The sequence below is a fragment of the Devosia salina genome (assembly GCF_019504385.1).
Classification (GTDB): domain Bacteria; phylum Pseudomonadota; class Alphaproteobacteria; order Rhizobiales; family Devosiaceae; genus Devosia; species Devosia salina.
In genome coordinates this window covers 3274971-3288242 of the sequence record NZ_CP080590.1, presented here as the reverse complement: position 1 = coordinate 3288242, position 13272 = coordinate 3274971, and the positions used below count along the sequence as shown (strand labels likewise).

Annotated in this window: 16 protein-coding genes and 1 other RNA gene; 14 read left to right on the top strand and 3 right to left on the bottom strand. The window is 64.0% G+C overall.

Annotated features, from left to right (window positions below; translation table 11 throughout):
• Window positions 1-42 precede the first annotated feature (42 nt).
• Complete coding sequence (gene tkt, locus K1X15_RS16115; protein WP_220304616.1) at window positions 43-2019, bottom strand: transketolase; 1977 nt, start codon at window positions 2017-2019, stop codon at window positions 43-45.
• A gap of 241 nt (window positions 2020-2260) precedes the next feature.
• Here tkt and K1X15_RS16110 point away from each other — a divergent pair, with 241 nt between their 5' ends.
• From K1X15_RS16110 to K1X15_RS16070, 9 genes are all read left to right on the top strand, one after another.
• Entirely contained in the window at window positions 2261-2548 is a 288-nt protein-coding gene (locus K1X15_RS16110) for a DUF4164 family protein (protein WP_220304615.1), read from the top strand.
• A gap of 4 nt (window positions 2549-2552) precedes the next feature.
• On the top strand, window positions 2553-2924 hold the full coding sequence (locus tag K1X15_RS16105; RefSeq protein WP_220304614.1) for a cell division protein ZapA: 372 nt from the start codon (window positions 2553-2555) through the stop codon (window positions 2922-2924).
• 48 nt (window positions 2925-2972) lie between these two features.
• A complete protein-coding gene (locus K1X15_RS16100; protein WP_220304613.1) occupies window positions 2973-3236 on the top strand; it encodes a type II toxin-antitoxin system ParD family antitoxin in 264 nt (87 codons plus the stop codon).
• 1 nt (window position 3237) lies between these two features.
• Window positions 3238-3522: a type II toxin-antitoxin system RelE/ParE family toxin gene (locus K1X15_RS16095; RefSeq protein ID WP_220304612.1), complete on the top strand. Its 285-nt coding sequence runs from the start codon at window positions 3238-3240 to the stop codon at window positions 3520-3522.
• Window positions 3523-3590: 68 nt separating this feature from the next.
• Window positions 3591-3748, top strand: a non-coding RNA gene (gene ssrS / locus K1X15_RS16090) — 6S RNA.
• A 19-nt stretch (window positions 3749-3767) separates the two neighbouring features.
• Complete coding sequence (locus K1X15_RS16085; RefSeq protein WP_220304611.1) at window positions 3768-4355, top strand: 5-formyltetrahydrofolate cyclo-ligase; 588 nt, start codon at window positions 3768-3770, stop codon at window positions 4353-4355.
• A complete protein-coding gene (locus K1X15_RS16080) occupies window positions 4352-5176 on the top strand; it encodes a TIGR00282 family metallophosphoesterase (RefSeq protein ID WP_220304610.1) in 825 nt (274 codons plus the stop codon). Before K1X15_RS16085 ends, K1X15_RS16080 begins: the two co-directional genes overlap by 4 nt.
• A gap of 157 nt (window positions 5177-5333) precedes the next feature.
• On the top strand, window positions 5334-6752 hold the full coding sequence (locus K1X15_RS16075) for an alanine/glycine:cation symporter family protein (protein ID WP_220304609.1): 1419 nt from the start codon (window positions 5334-5336) through the stop codon (window positions 6750-6752).
• A 118-nt stretch (window positions 6753-6870) separates the two neighbouring features.
• Window positions 6871-7617 carry a YebC/PmpR family DNA-binding transcriptional regulator gene (locus K1X15_RS16070; protein WP_220304608.1) on the top strand — a complete coding sequence of 249 codons (747 nt, stop codon included), beginning with the start codon at window positions 6871-6873 and terminating at the stop codon, window positions 7615-7617.
• A 91-nt stretch (window positions 7618-7708) separates the two neighbouring features.
• Here the strand turns inward: K1X15_RS16070 and K1X15_RS16065 are convergent, their stop codons facing one another.
• On the bottom strand, window positions 7709-8488 hold the full coding sequence (locus K1X15_RS16065) for a GGDEF domain-containing protein (protein WP_220304607.1): 780 nt from the start codon (window positions 8486-8488) through the stop codon (window positions 7709-7711).
• A 308-nt stretch (window positions 8489-8796) separates the two neighbouring features.
• On the opposite strand from K1X15_RS16065, the gene ruvC reads away from it, so the two are divergent.
• The 5 genes from ruvC to ybgC are packed head-to-tail and all read left to right on the top strand — an operon-like array spanning window position 8797 to window position 11849.
• Window positions 8797-9303, top strand: a complete 507-nt coding sequence (gene ruvC / locus K1X15_RS16060) for a crossover junction endodeoxyribonuclease RuvC (RefSeq protein ID WP_220304606.1) — start codon at window positions 8797-8799, stop codon at window positions 9301-9303.
• A complete protein-coding gene (gene ruvA, locus K1X15_RS16055) occupies window positions 9300-9917 on the top strand; it encodes a Holliday junction branch migration protein RuvA (RefSeq protein ID WP_220304605.1) in 618 nt (205 codons plus the stop codon). The genes ruvC and ruvA overlap by 4 nt, the downstream gene beginning before the upstream one ends.
• Window positions 9914-10951 (top strand): Holliday junction branch migration DNA helicase RuvB, encoded by a 1038-nt coding sequence (gene ruvB / locus K1X15_RS16050; RefSeq protein WP_220304604.1) that lies wholly within the window; start codon window positions 9914-9916, stop codon window positions 10949-10951. Before ruvA ends, ruvB begins: the two co-directional genes overlap by 4 nt.
• On the top strand, window positions 10948-11454 hold the full coding sequence (locus tag K1X15_RS16045) for an NUDIX hydrolase (RefSeq protein ID WP_220304603.1): 507 nt from the start codon (window positions 10948-10950) through the stop codon (window positions 11452-11454). The genes ruvB and K1X15_RS16045 overlap by 4 nt, the downstream gene beginning before the upstream one ends.
• A complete protein-coding gene (gene ybgC, locus K1X15_RS16040) occupies window positions 11451-11849 on the top strand; it encodes a tol-pal system-associated acyl-CoA thioesterase (protein WP_220304602.1) in 399 nt (132 codons plus the stop codon). Before K1X15_RS16045 ends, ybgC begins: the two co-directional genes overlap by 4 nt.
• A gap of 4 nt (window positions 11850-11853) precedes the next feature.
• On the opposite strand, the gene K1X15_RS16035 is transcribed toward ybgC, so the two are convergent.
• Complete coding sequence (locus K1X15_RS16035; RefSeq protein WP_220304601.1) at window positions 11854-13155, bottom strand: NAD(P)/FAD-dependent oxidoreductase; 1302 nt, start codon at window positions 13153-13155, stop codon at window positions 11854-11856.
• Window positions 13156-13272 lie beyond the last annotated feature (117 nt).

The following is a 13272-nucleotide window of genomic DNA, read 5'->3' as shown; positions in this document are numbered from 1 at the left end:
CGCTCCTAGCGGGAGGGGAGGAGAAAGGGAGGCGGGGCTCTCTTACAACTGTGCGGTGACGGCTTCAACAACGGCCTTGGACGTAATGCCAAAGTGGGCATAGAGCGCGTCGATCGGGCCGGATGCGCCGAAAGAATGCATGCCCACAAAGCGGCCCTTGTCGCCCAGGAGCTTGTTCCAGCTCATCTCGATACCGGCTTCCACGGCGACGCGCGCCTTGGCGGTGCCGAGAATCTCGGCCTTGTAGACGTCGGACTGCTGGGCGAAGAGCTCCATGGAGGGCACCGAGACGACGCGGGCGGAAATGCCCTTCTCGGTCAGTTCCTTCTGGGCTTCGACGGCGATGGCCACTTCGGAACCGGTGGCAAAGATGACAGCGTCGGCATCGGCCGGGCCGACCAGCGTGTAGGCACCCTTGGCCGACTTGTTCTCGGCCGAATATTCGGTGCGGACCGCCGGCAGGTTCTGGCGGGAGAGGGCGAGGATCGAGGGGTGCTTCCTGGTCTCCATGGCCAGTTCCCAGCATTCGGCCGTTTCCATGGCGTCGGCCGGGCGGAAGACCAGCAGATTGGGAATGGCGCGGAGCGCAGACAGGTGTTCGACCGGCTGGTGGGTCGGGCCGTCTTCGCCCAGGCCGATGGAATCGTGGGTCATGACATAGATGACGCGCTGTTCCATAAGCGCCGAGAGGCGGATGGCGGGGCGGGCATAGTCGGTAAAGACCATGAAAGTGCCGCCATAGGGGATGAGGCCGCCATGCAGCGCCACGCCATTCATGGCCGCGCCCATTTCATGCTCGCGAATGCCATACATCATGTAGCGACCCAGGCGGTTGTCGGCCTGGAAGGGCAGGGTCTCGGGCGTGTTGGTGAGATTGGAATGGGTCAGGTCGGCCGAGCCGGCCAGGGTCTCAGGCACGGTCTTGTTGATGATTTCGAGCGCCATCTGCGAAGCCTTGCGGCTGGCGACCTTGGGCTTGTCCTCGGCGAGCTTCTTCTTGTAGGCGGCCATGGCCGAGCCGAAATCGGCCGGCAGCTTGCCCATCATGCGGCGGGCGAATTCGGCCTTCTTGTCCGAGGCATTGAGGCGCGCTTCCCACTCGCCGCGCAGGTTCTGGCTGCGCTTGCCAGCGGCACGCCAGCTTTCGAGAATGGCGGCGGGGATTTCAAAGGCCGGGTAGTCGATGCCGAGCGCGGCCTTGGCGCCGGCCAGTTCCTCGGCGCCGAGCGGGGCGCCATGGACCTTTTCGGTACCGGCCTTCTTGGGCGCGCCGAAACCGATGGTGGTCTTGGCGGCGATCAGGGTCGGCTTGTCGGTCGAGGCCTTGGCGTCGAGAAGGGCCTTTTCAATGGCGGCCTGGTCGTGGCCGTCGATCTCGATGGTGTTCCAGCCCACTGCCTTGAAGCGCGCGATCTGGTCGGTCGAGTCGGCGTTGGAGACCTTGCCGTCGATGGTGATGTTGTTGTTGTCCCAGATGACGATGAGCTTGTTGAGCTTGAGGTGGCCAGCAAGCGAAATGGCTTCCTGGGAAATGCCTTCCATGAGGCAGCCGTCACCGGCGAGGACGAAGGTGTGGTGATCGACGAGGTCAGATCCGAATTCGGCGGCGAGCTTGGCTTCGGCAACGGCAAAACCGACCGAATTGGCAAGGCCCTGGCCGAGCGGGCCAGTGGTGGTTTCGATGCCGGTGGCGTGGCCGAATTCGGGGTGGCCGGCGGTCCTGGAGCCGAGCTGGCGGAAATTCTTGACCTGGTCGATGGTCATGTCGGCATAGCCGAGCAGGTAGAGCGAGGAATAGAGCAGCATCGAGCCGTGGCCGGCCGAGAGGATGAAGCGATCGCGATCGGCCCAATGGGGATCGGCGGGGTCGAACTTCATCACCTTGGTAAAGAGCACGGTTGCGATGTCGGCGCAGCCCATGGGCAGGCCAGGGTGGCCGGAATTGGCTTTTTCGACCGCGTCCATGGAGAGGGACCGGATCGCATTGGCCAAGTCGTTCTGCTGGGCTGTATTCGTCATGAGAGACCGCTCGCTAAAAAATCCAGGATTTGTCGGGAGCGGCGGCGAGGCCAGCCTCCTCCCAAAGGCGGGGTTGAGGCATAACAGGTTCGGCCTGCCTGTCAATGTCACCAAGGGCCAATGCCGTTCGGTTACGGGCCGGATTTCCGGGGGGTTAGCCCGTCAAGCCAGTTGCATTGCCATAATCGGTGGGGCAGGCTGAACCGGTTGGAATCGTCGCGTCTTGAGGGCAGTAGCGGCCATGAGTGAGACGAAACTTGAAGAGGGCCTGGCCACGGCCGCCGACCGGTTCGACCGGGCATTGGCGCGGCTGGCCACGAGCGTACGCGACCTCAACACGCGACTGCAGCGCCACCAGCGCATGGAAGTGGACACGCAGCGCCTGGTGCATGAGCGGGCGCGGCTGGCGACCGAACTCGACAAGACCGCGGCGCGCGCCAAGCGGCTCGACGACAGCGCCCACGAGGTGTCGCGCCGGCTGGTCGTGGCCATGGAAACCGTGCGCGCCGTGCTGGAAAAGGCGGAGTAGCCAGGTGCCCGAGGTCAATGTCGAAATCAATGGCCGCAAATACCGCATGGCCTGCGAGGAGGGCCAGCAGGGCCATCTGATCGGGCTGGCCGAGCGGTTCAATACCCAAGTGGAAGGCCTCAAGGGTGCCGTGGGTGAGATCGGCGACAATCGGCTCACGGTGATGGCCGGCATTGCCGTGCTGGACGAATTGTCCGAGGCCGAACGGCGGATCAAGGCGCTGGAAGCGCAGGTGGCCGAACTCACGCAGGCGGGCCAGGATATCGCGAGCGAACTCGAGAACACCGAGGCCGCGTTCGCCCAAAGGCTCGAGGATGCGGCAAAGGCGCTTGAGGACGTGGCCGATACACTGGACCAAGCCGCATCGCTGCCGTAATCTTTGGCAAAGATTGGCAATCCTTGCCACTTTGCTGGAGCTTGCACCATGGCCACAATGAATGTGTCGCTTCCCGATGCGATGAAGCAATGGGTGGAGGAACAGGTCGAGACCGGCCGATACGCCAATAGCAGCGATGTGATCCGCGACCTCGTGCGCAAGGAGCAGGCGCGGGCGGACGCCCGTGAAAAGCTCGACCAAATGGTAGAGCAGGCCTTGGCCAGCGGTATCGTGGAGATAAGTCGAGAGGATCTCCTGGCACGTATGAAGGCGAAGCGGCTGGACGTCATAGCTCAGCAAAAGTCTGCATGACATGTGGAAGCTTACGGCGGCGGCAAGCGATGACCTTGACCGCATCTCGCTGTGGAGTCTTACCAAGTTCGGGCTGCGTCAGGCCGAAAAGTACGACCAAGTATTGGTCAACATGTTCGATCATCTGGCCGAAAATCCCGAAATGGCGCCAGAACGGCGTGGGGCCAGGCGTCTCGTTCGGCTGATGCCCTGCGAAGCGCATCACATTCTCTATGTCATCGAGGATGGCAACATCATTATCTTGCGAGTCATCCACCATCTGCAAGACTGGTTCGATCTGCTCTAGCCATATCGCAAATGCGGGTGAAACCTTGCTCTGGCCGTTTGCAGCCGGCTGCACAAGCGCCTATATCTTGTGGGCTGCCCGGTGCGTGAGGACACACATATCCCCGGGGCCTTAATCGATCCTAAGGGAGCTGTCCCTGACCGGGCCCGTGGGCTCGGACATACGGCGCCCACCTACGTATGTAGGTTCCCGGGATCGCAAGTCCCACGGCCAGGGCGGCACCGTATTGAATTTGACGAGGGCGCATGGCGGACGAGGCATTCGAAGAGGCAAAGGCGGCGCTGCGCCGGGAGGCTCACGCCATCCGGGCCGGCCTCTCCGACGAGGACCGGGCCGACGCCGCCAAGGCGGTGGCGCAGCATTTCTTCGAAAGCATCGCCTATGCACCCGAGGATGTGATTGCCGGCTATTGGCGCATCCGTGACGAGCTGGATTGCCAGCCGATCCTGATCCGATTGATGGACAGTGGCCAGAAGGTGCTGCTTCCGGTGGTGCAGGGCGACGAGCAGCCGCTGGACCTGCGGGTCTGGGAGGCGGACGCACCCTTGTATGAAGCCGGCTTCGGCACGCTGGCCCCTTCCGACCTGGCGCCCCGGGCGGCACCCGACGTGGTGTTGATGCCGCTGCTGGGCTTTGACAGCCAGGGAACGCGCCTGGGCTATGGCGGTGGCTATTATGACAGGACGCTGGCGGTGCTGCCCAAGAAGCCCATGCTGATCGGACTGGCCTTCGCGGCGCAGGAGTTGAGCTTTGTGCCACGCGAAGACCACGACGTGCCGCTCGACGCCGTCGTGACCGAGAATGGTGTGCGCTTCTTCGGATCGAACGCATGAGGCTGTTGTTCCTGGGTGACGTCGTTGGCCGTTCCGGCCGGGACGCCGTGGCTGAACGCCTGCCGGGGCTGATCGCGCGCTACGGGTTCGACTTCGTGGTGGTCAATGGCGAGAACGCCAGCCATGGCAAGGGCCTGATCGAAACCCATTTCCAGGGCCTGCGCGATGCGGGAGCCGATATCGTCACCCTGGGCGACCATGCCTTCGACCAGCGCGAGGCGCTGAGCTATATCGAGCGCGAACCGACGCTGATCCGACCCGTCAACTATGCTCCCGGTACGCCGGGGCGCGGCGCCATGATGGTCGAGGGGCGCAATGGCCACCGGGTACTGGTGGTCAATGCGCTGGGGCGGGTGTTCATGCCGCCCATAGACGATCCGTTCCGCGCGGTGGAGGCCGCCATCGCCGATGCGCCGCTGGGCGAGGTGGCCGATGCGGTGATCGTGGATTTCCATACCGAAGCGACCTCGGAAATCCAGGCCATGGGGCATTTCCTCGACGGCAGGGTGAGCCTGGTAGTGGGTACTCACACTCATATACCAACCTCGGACCATCGCGTGCTCAAGGGCGGGACGGGTTTCATGGCCGATGCCGGCATGTGCGGGGATTTCGACTCCATCATCGGCACCGATACCGACGAGCCGCTCAACCGCTTCCTGACCGGCATTCCCAATGGCCGGTTCACGCCGGCCGAGGGCGAGGCGACCCTGTGCGGGGTAGCCATCGAGACGGACCCCGCCACCGGGCTGGCGCGCCACATCTGCCCGCTACGGGTGGGCGGGGTGCTTTCACAGGTGCTGCCAGACTTCGCCGAGCGCTGAGGCACAGGCAGATTTCCCCCTTGCCGTTGCCGGCAATATGAGGTCGGATCGGCCTGTTGCGCCTGGGGCGCAGAAGAACGGACAGGCTGGAGAATTATTGGCCCCGGACGCGGTAGCAAGTGCCGATCAATCGTCCACGCATGAGGGAAATGGGGCCATGCTCGATCCGATCATCAACTTTCTCAACGACATCTTCTGGGGCTATGTCCTCATCTATGGCCTATTGGCGGTGGGCCTCTATTTCACCGTCCGACTGGGCTTCATCCAGTTCGTCAATTTTGGCGAGATGTTCCGGGCGGTGCTCGGCTCCAAGAAGGGCGACAGCGCGGGCATTACCCCGTTCCAGGCATTGTGCACGAGCCTGGCCTCCCGGGTGGGCACGGGAAACCTGGCCGGGGTGGCGGTGGCGCTCTATCTGGGCGGACCCGGCGCGATCTTCTGGATGTGGATGGTGGCGCTGGTGGGCATGGCTACGGCCTATTCTGAATCCACACTGGCCCAGCTCTACAAGACCCGGAACGAGGACGGCGAATATCGCGGCGGACCGGCCTTCTATATCGCCCGCGGCCTCGGGGCACCCTGGGCCGGGGCCATATTTTCCGTCTGCCTGATCCTGGCCTTTGGCCTCGTCTTCAATGCGGTGCAGGCCAATTCCATTGCCGATGCCATGCAGGGCGCCTTCGGTTTCGACAAGATCTGGGTCGGCGTGGCGTTGGCCGTAGTGACCGGCATCGTCATTTTCGGCGGCATTCGGCAGATCGCACGGGTGGCCGAGATCATCGTGCCATTCATGGCGGTGATCTACCTGGCCGTCGCGCTCTATGTGGTTGCGATCCATATTGGCGAGGTGCCGGGCGTACTCGGCCATATCGTGCAGAGCGCGTTTGGCCTCGAGGCCGCAGGCGGCGGACTGGCCGGAGCGCTGCTCAACGGGGTCAAGCGGGGCCTGTTTTCCAACGAGGCCGGCATGGGCTCGGCCCCCAATATCGCGGCGGTGGCGACCCCCGACCCGCATCATCCCTCCTCGCAAGGTTTCGTGCAGGCGCTGGGCGTGTTCATCGACACCATTCTCATCTGCACCGCCACGGCGCTGATGATCCTGCTGTCTGGCGTGATGGTGCCCGGCAATGAACTGACCGGGACGCCGCTGACGCAGGCGGCGATGAGCGTCCATATCGGGGGCGCGGGACAGTATTTCATCGCCGTGGCGATCCTCTTCTTTGCCTTCACCTCAATCATCGGCAATTATTCCTATGCCGAGAATGCCATGACCTTCCTCAGGATTGGCAATCGACCCGGGCTGGCAGTGCTGCGGCTGGGCGTGCTCGCCATGGTGGTCTGGGGCGCCTATGAAAGCGTGGCGACCGTGTTCAACGCGGCCGACGCTTCGATGGGATTGATGGCGACGGTGAACCTGATCGCCATCGTGCTGCTCTCGGGCACGGTGGCCAAGCTCACCAAGGATTACCGGGCGCAGCGCAAGGCGGGCCGGGAACCGCTGTTCCACGCTGCCGACTATCCTGAACTCAGCGGCAAGATCGACCAGGACATCTGGAACAAGCACGACCCGGGCTGAGTTCGGGCCGCCGGATTCCGCGCCCGCCCGGTTCCACTGCCGGGCGGGCGCTTTATTTTTGCGCTGCCGCCCCCTATAAGCCAAGCCGAACTCCAGAATTGCATATCCGAGGTCTCACATGGCTGGCCATTCCCACGCCAAAAACATCATGCACCGCAAGGGCAAGTCGGACGCGGCGCGCTCGAAGGTCTTTTCCAAGCTGGCTCGCGAAATCACCGTGGCGGCAAAAATGGGCCAGCCCGATCCGGCCTTCAATGCGCGCCTCAGGCTCGCCGTCGCCAATGCGCGCGCGCAGTCCATGCCCAAGGACAATATCGAACGCGCCATCAAGAAGGCCTCGGGCAATGATGCCGAGAGCTATGACGAAATCCGCTACGAGGGCTACGGTCCGGGCGGGGTTGCCGTCATCGTCGAGGCGCTGACCGACAATCGCAACCGCACCGCCTCCAATGTGCGCTCCTATTTCTCCAAGAATGGCGGCGCGCTGGGTGAAACCGGTTCGGTCGGCTTCATGTTCGACCGGGTTGGCGAAATCACCTATCCGGCCGCGATCGGCTCGGAAGACAAGGTGATGGAGGCCGCCATCGAGGCAGGCGCCGACGATGTCGAGAGCGACGAAGAGGGCCACTATATCTATACCAGCTTCGAGAGCATGGCCGAGGTTGCGGCGGCGCTCGAGGCGGTGCTGGGCGAGGCCGAATCGGTCAAGGCCATCTGGCGGCCGCAGAACGAGACGCCGATCGACGCCGAAAAGGGCGCCACGCTGATGAAGCTGCTCTCGACGCTTGAAGAAGACGATGACGTTCAGAACGTCTATTCGAACTTCGACATGAGTGACGAAGACGCCGCCAAGCTGGAAGGCTGACGGGCGGAAGCAGGCGAGATTGCTCCGGTGGAGCGTTCATCGACAGAACCATGAGAATGGGGCGGTCCTTCGGGCCGCCTTTTTCATGGGTTCATGCAATGCACTTGAGGGTGATGACCGGGACATCCTCGACCTGAACGACCGCGGCGGCATTGCGGCCGGCATGCTTGACGCCATAGAGGCGCTGGTCGGCGATGCGGAACAATTGGGCAAAACTGGTGGCCTGGGTGAAAACGGCGCCGCCAATGCTGACGGACAGTTCGTGTGGCTCTCCCTGGGGCTGGAACGCCGCAAAGTTCACGCAAAGGCGGATGCGGTCGGCAACCAATTGCGCCTGGTGCAGGGTGACGCCCGGCAGGAAGACGCCGAATTCCTCGCCGCCCATGCGGCCGACAATGTCGCCATTGCGCAGGACCGATCGTATGGCGCGGGCAATCACGGTCAGGGCCTCGTCGCCGACGTCATGGCCGTAGAGATCGTTGATGGTCTTGAAGTTGTCGGCATCGATGACCAGCAGCGCGCCACTTCGCGCGGCGGCGGGGTCGCGCAGCCAGGCGTCGATGCGATCGGTGAAGGCACCACGATTGAGACAGGCGGTCAGGCTGTCGGTGCGGGCCACGCGCCCGAGCCGGGCATTGGCGATCGCCAGGCCGCGCATCCGGACGCTGAAATAGAAGAACAGTGGTGCGCCAATGATGATCGGCAGGGCGGCAGCGCATGCCACCAGGCGCAGGCCCAGTTCGTCGCTGAGATCGGCAAAGGCGACGAGGGTGAAGGCGATGGAGGCGGCAACGCAGGCCATGGTGCCGAAGACGGTCCAACGGCCGACGCTGGACCAACTCTGCAGGGAGAGGCTTTTCGGGGACATCATTGGCGGCAGCACGGGCGGTTGGTTCGGGGAATGGATGACCGGGGGGAGCGGGGCGTTGGTGTCCGCGCCGGGCCCCCGACGACGCCGGCCTCAACCCGCGAGACCGCCCGAACCGTGAACCTTGCCCCTGCCGTCGTCATTTGCGCCCCGTCTGCCTGCAATCCCAGGCGCAAGCTAGCGGGGGGTTCCTCAACATGATGTTTGTCCATCCGGTAAAAATTGAACTAGACAAGCAGGTTGGCTGACTTGTTGCCCATTTGTTCACTTTGCACTTGGTAAGTTCGGGCTGCGTCACTACAAGGAATATCATGACACGGGCTGTGCGAATCATCGGGATCGATCCAGGGCTGCGCCGCTGCGGCTGGGGCATCATCGAGGCTGTGGACAACCGGCTGAGCTTCGTCGCCGGGGGCACCATCACCCCGCCGATCGATGGCGCGCTGGCCGATCGCCTCGCGGCGCTGGCCACCGGGCTGGGCGAGGTGCTCGACAGCCACAGGCCCGACGAGGCGGCCGTGGAAGAGACCTTCGTCAATGCCGGCGCCCGTTCGGCACTGATCCTGGGCCAGGCGCGCGGGGTGACCCTGGTGGTGCCGGCCATGCGTGGGCTGGTGGTGGCCGAATATGCCACGAACCTGGTCAAGAAATCTGTGGTGGGGACCGGCCATGCCGAGAAGAACCAGGTGGGGCTGATGGTCAGGACACTCTTGCCGGCGGCGGTGATCAAGGGCGCGGATGCGGCCGACGCGCTGGCCGTCGCCATCTGCCACGCGCATCATCGCGTCTCGGCGCGCCGCATGGGGGCTCTTGCATGATTGGCAAATTGAAGGGCCTGGTCGACAGTTTCGGCGACGACTGGGTGCTTATCGACTGTGGCGGGGTCTGCTACGAGGTGTTCTGCTCGGGGCGCACGCTGCAGGCATTGCCGCGGGTGGGCGAGGCGGCGGTGGTGTTCATCGAGACCATCGTGCGCGAAGACCTGATCCGGCTCTATGGTTTTGCCAATGAGGCGGAAAAGAGCTGGTTCAACCTGCTGACGACAGTGCAGGGCGTGGGCTCGCGGGTGGCATTGGCCATTCTCTCGGTGATGTCGCCATCGGAGCTTTCCAGCGCGGTGGCGCTGCAGGACAAGGCGATGATCGGCCGGGCCAATGGCGTGGGTCCGAAACTGGCACTGCGGGTGGTGACGGAGCTCAAGGGCAAGGTGCCGGCCATTGGTGCAGTAGACGCCGGTACGCTGGGGCTGCAGGCGGCGCTGGGCGAGGGTGTGGCGTCGTCCAATGTAACCGATGCGGTCTCGGCGCTGACCAATCTGGGCTATTCGAGCGCACAGGCCTCGTCGGCCGTGGCGCGGGTGGTGGCGAAGGAAGGCGACGATGCGCCGACCGAAAAGCTTATTCGACTTGGGCTTAGGGAACTGAGCGTTTGACCAATCTTACCTCCCCGGCCGCCGGCCGGGATGACAATCTCGACGTTTCGCTGCGGCCCTCCGGCTTTGCCGATTTTGTCGGGCAGGCGGCGGCGCGGGCCAATCTCGAGGTGTTCATCGAGGCGGCGAAACAACGCGGCGCGGCGCTCGACCATGTGCTGTTCGTCGGGCCGCCGGGGCTGGGCAAGACGACGCTGGCGCAGATCATCGCCAAGGAGCTGGGGGTTGGTTTTCGCGCCACTTCCGGTCCGGTCATCGCCAAGGCAGGGGACCTCGCGGCACTGCTGACCAATCTCGAAGAGCGCGATGTGCTGTTTATCGACGAGATCCATCGGCTCAACCCGGCCATCGAGGAAGTGCTCTATCCGGCGATGGAGGATTTCCAGCTCGATCTCATCATCGGCGAGGGACCGGCTGCGCGCTCGGTGCGCATCGATCTGGCCAAGTTTACCTTGGTTGGCGCGACGACCCGCGCGGGGCTGCTGACGACGCCGCTGCGCGACCGCTTCGGCATTCCGGTGCGGCTCAATTTCTACACGCCGGAAGAGCTGGTGCAGATCGTGACGCGCGGGGCGCGGCTCCTGGGCATGAAGATGGCGCCGGACGGGGCGATGGAAATTGCCCGCCGCTCGCGCGGGACGCCACGCATTGCCGGCCGGCTGCTGCGCCGGGTGATCGACTTTGCCATGGTCGACGGGGTAACCGAAGTCAACCGGGCGGCAGCCGACAAGGCGCTGCTGCGGCTCGACGTGGACGCGCGGGGGCTCGATCAACTCGACCGGCGCTATCTCAACACCATTGCCGATTTCTACAATGGCGGGCCGGTGGGCATCGAGACCATTGCCGCGGCGCTCTCCGAGCCGCGGGACGCCATCGAGGAAATCGTCGAGCCCTATCTCTTGCAGCAGGGCTTCATTCAGCGCACGCCGCGCGGCCGCATGCTGACGGCGATCGCGTTCCAACATCTGGGCAAGGTGGTGCCGCAGGGGTTTGTCGGGCTGCAATCAAGCCTGTTCGAGGAGGATGGGGAGTGAGCGGCCGGCATGTGATCAGCTTTCCCATCGAGGGGCAGCGGTTTAATTTCCGGGTGGCCGGGATCATCATCGTTGATGGTCATGTGCTGGTCTGTCGCGAAGACGATGACGACTACACCATGTTGCCCGGCGGGCGGATCGAGCTGGGCGAGGGCAGCCGCCTCAGCCTCGAGCGCGAGATGGAAGAAGAGCTGGCGATGCCGGCAACGCTGGGGCGCATGATCGCCACCTCCGAAAGCTTCTATCGGCGCGAGGACGAGGACTTCCACGAGCTGGGCTTTTTCTATGAGGTCGCATTGCCGGGGCAGGGGCCAAACGGTGCCGAGCCCTGGCTTCAGCGGCCGGACGAGGGGCACATCCTCTCGTTCTATTGGGTGCCGCTGGAGGATGGGGCGCTGGAAGCGTTCAACCTGTTGCCGCGCTGGTTGCCCGGTTTCCTGCGCGGCCTGCCGGATGACCATGTCCATGTGACCCATGACGAGCGGTCCCGCCACACCCCATGAGCACGCACAGCTTTCCGGTCCGCATCTATTACGAAGACACCGATTTTTCGGGCAATGTCTATCACGCGGCCTATCTCAAATTCTTCGAGCGGGGGCGCACGGAGTTCCTGCGGGACCTGGGTATTCATCACGCCGAGCTGGCCGAACAGGGCATCGCCTTTGCGGTGCGCTCGATGGCGATCGAGTTCATCGGGGCCGCGCGGATCGATGATCTGCTGACCGTCAATACGGAAGTCACCCAGTCAAGCGGCGTACGGCTCGGGCTGCGCCAGACCATCGCGCGGGGCGATGCGGTGCTGACGACGGCGGACGTGACCGTGGTGGCCATCAAGACCAGCGGCGGCCCGGCGCGCCTGCCAGCAGACCTGCGGGCGCGCCTGGTGCCGGGCGCCTGACCCGCTATTGCGGGGGTGTCGTGTCGTCCAGCTTGATGGCCTTGAGCTTGTCGATACCGAGAACCTGCAGGGCGAGCTTCTCGTAGAAGGGTTCGGACGTTCCGGACCGCATCTTGTGCAGGAAGTATTTCTCGAAGCCGATCTTGGCGGCGTGCACCCATTTGCCCGAGGACGCCCAGTTGACATTGCGGGGCGGGATCTGCGGCTGGGCGACGAAGGCGACGCCGCCATCGCCGAAATCGGCGAGGCAGATGGCATTCCAGGTTGCTTCGGCCTGCGGCGGCTTGCCGGCCACCAGATTGGCGATGTTGTGCGCAGTGGCCGTCACCATGGATTCAATCATGAATCCCGTTTTGGGCACGCCAACCGGTACCGGGGTCTTGCCGGTGGGCGGGATGGCGACGCAGACGCCGATGGCAAAGATTTCGGGGAAGGCCGGGTTGCGCTGATATTTGTCAACGAGGATGAAGCCACGGGGGTTGGTCAGGCCCTCAAGATCGCGCACGGCGGCAACGCCCCGGAAGGCCGGTAGCATCATGGCATAAGTGAAGGGCAGGGCGTGCTGCTGGATAGCCTGGCCGTCCTGGCCGATTTCGGCGGCGTGAAGTGTGCCCTCGGCGAATTTCTCCACCTTGGCGTTGCAGATCCACTTGATGTGCCGCTGGCGCATTTCGCTTTCAAGCAAGCCCTTGGTGTCGCCGACGCCATCGAGGCCCAAATGGCCAATATAGGGCTCGGACGTGACGAAGGTCATTGGGACCTTGTCGCGCACCTTGGCGTCGCGCAGCGCCTTGTCGAGGATGAAGGCGAATTCGTAGGCGGGGCCGAAGCAGGAGGCGCCCTGGACGGCACCAATGACCACGGGGCCGGGATTGGCGACGAGGCGCTCGAAGGCCCCCTTGGCGGACACGGCATGGTCGATGAAGCAGACCGACTGCGTTTCCCGCTCAGGTCCGAAGCCTTCGATTTCGTCAAAGGCCAGTTCGGGGCCGGTGGCGATCACCAGATAGTCATACTCCACCACGCTGCCGTCGAGCAGGTCGATCTTGCGCGCGGCCGGGTCGAGACGCTGGGCGCCCTGGGGATGGAAGTCGATGTGGCGGCGGGCGAGGACCGGCCCGAGATCGATCTCGACATCGGATCGGTCGCGCCAGCCGACGGCAACCCAGGGGTTGGACGGGACGAAGGAATAACGTGCGCCCTTGTTGATCACTGAGATCCGGTGTTCCGGACCAAGCCGGTCGCGCAACTCGTAGGCCATGATCGTGCCGCCGAGGCCGGCGCCGAGAACAACTATATGTGACACTGAACCTGTCTCCTCGAGGCCGCATGAACCGTCGGCCTTCTCTGCGTTGTCCCTGGCAGTATCGCCCCGCTTGCGCAGGCGGTTCTTGATCTGGCGCAAAGGGCGGAAGAGGGGGGC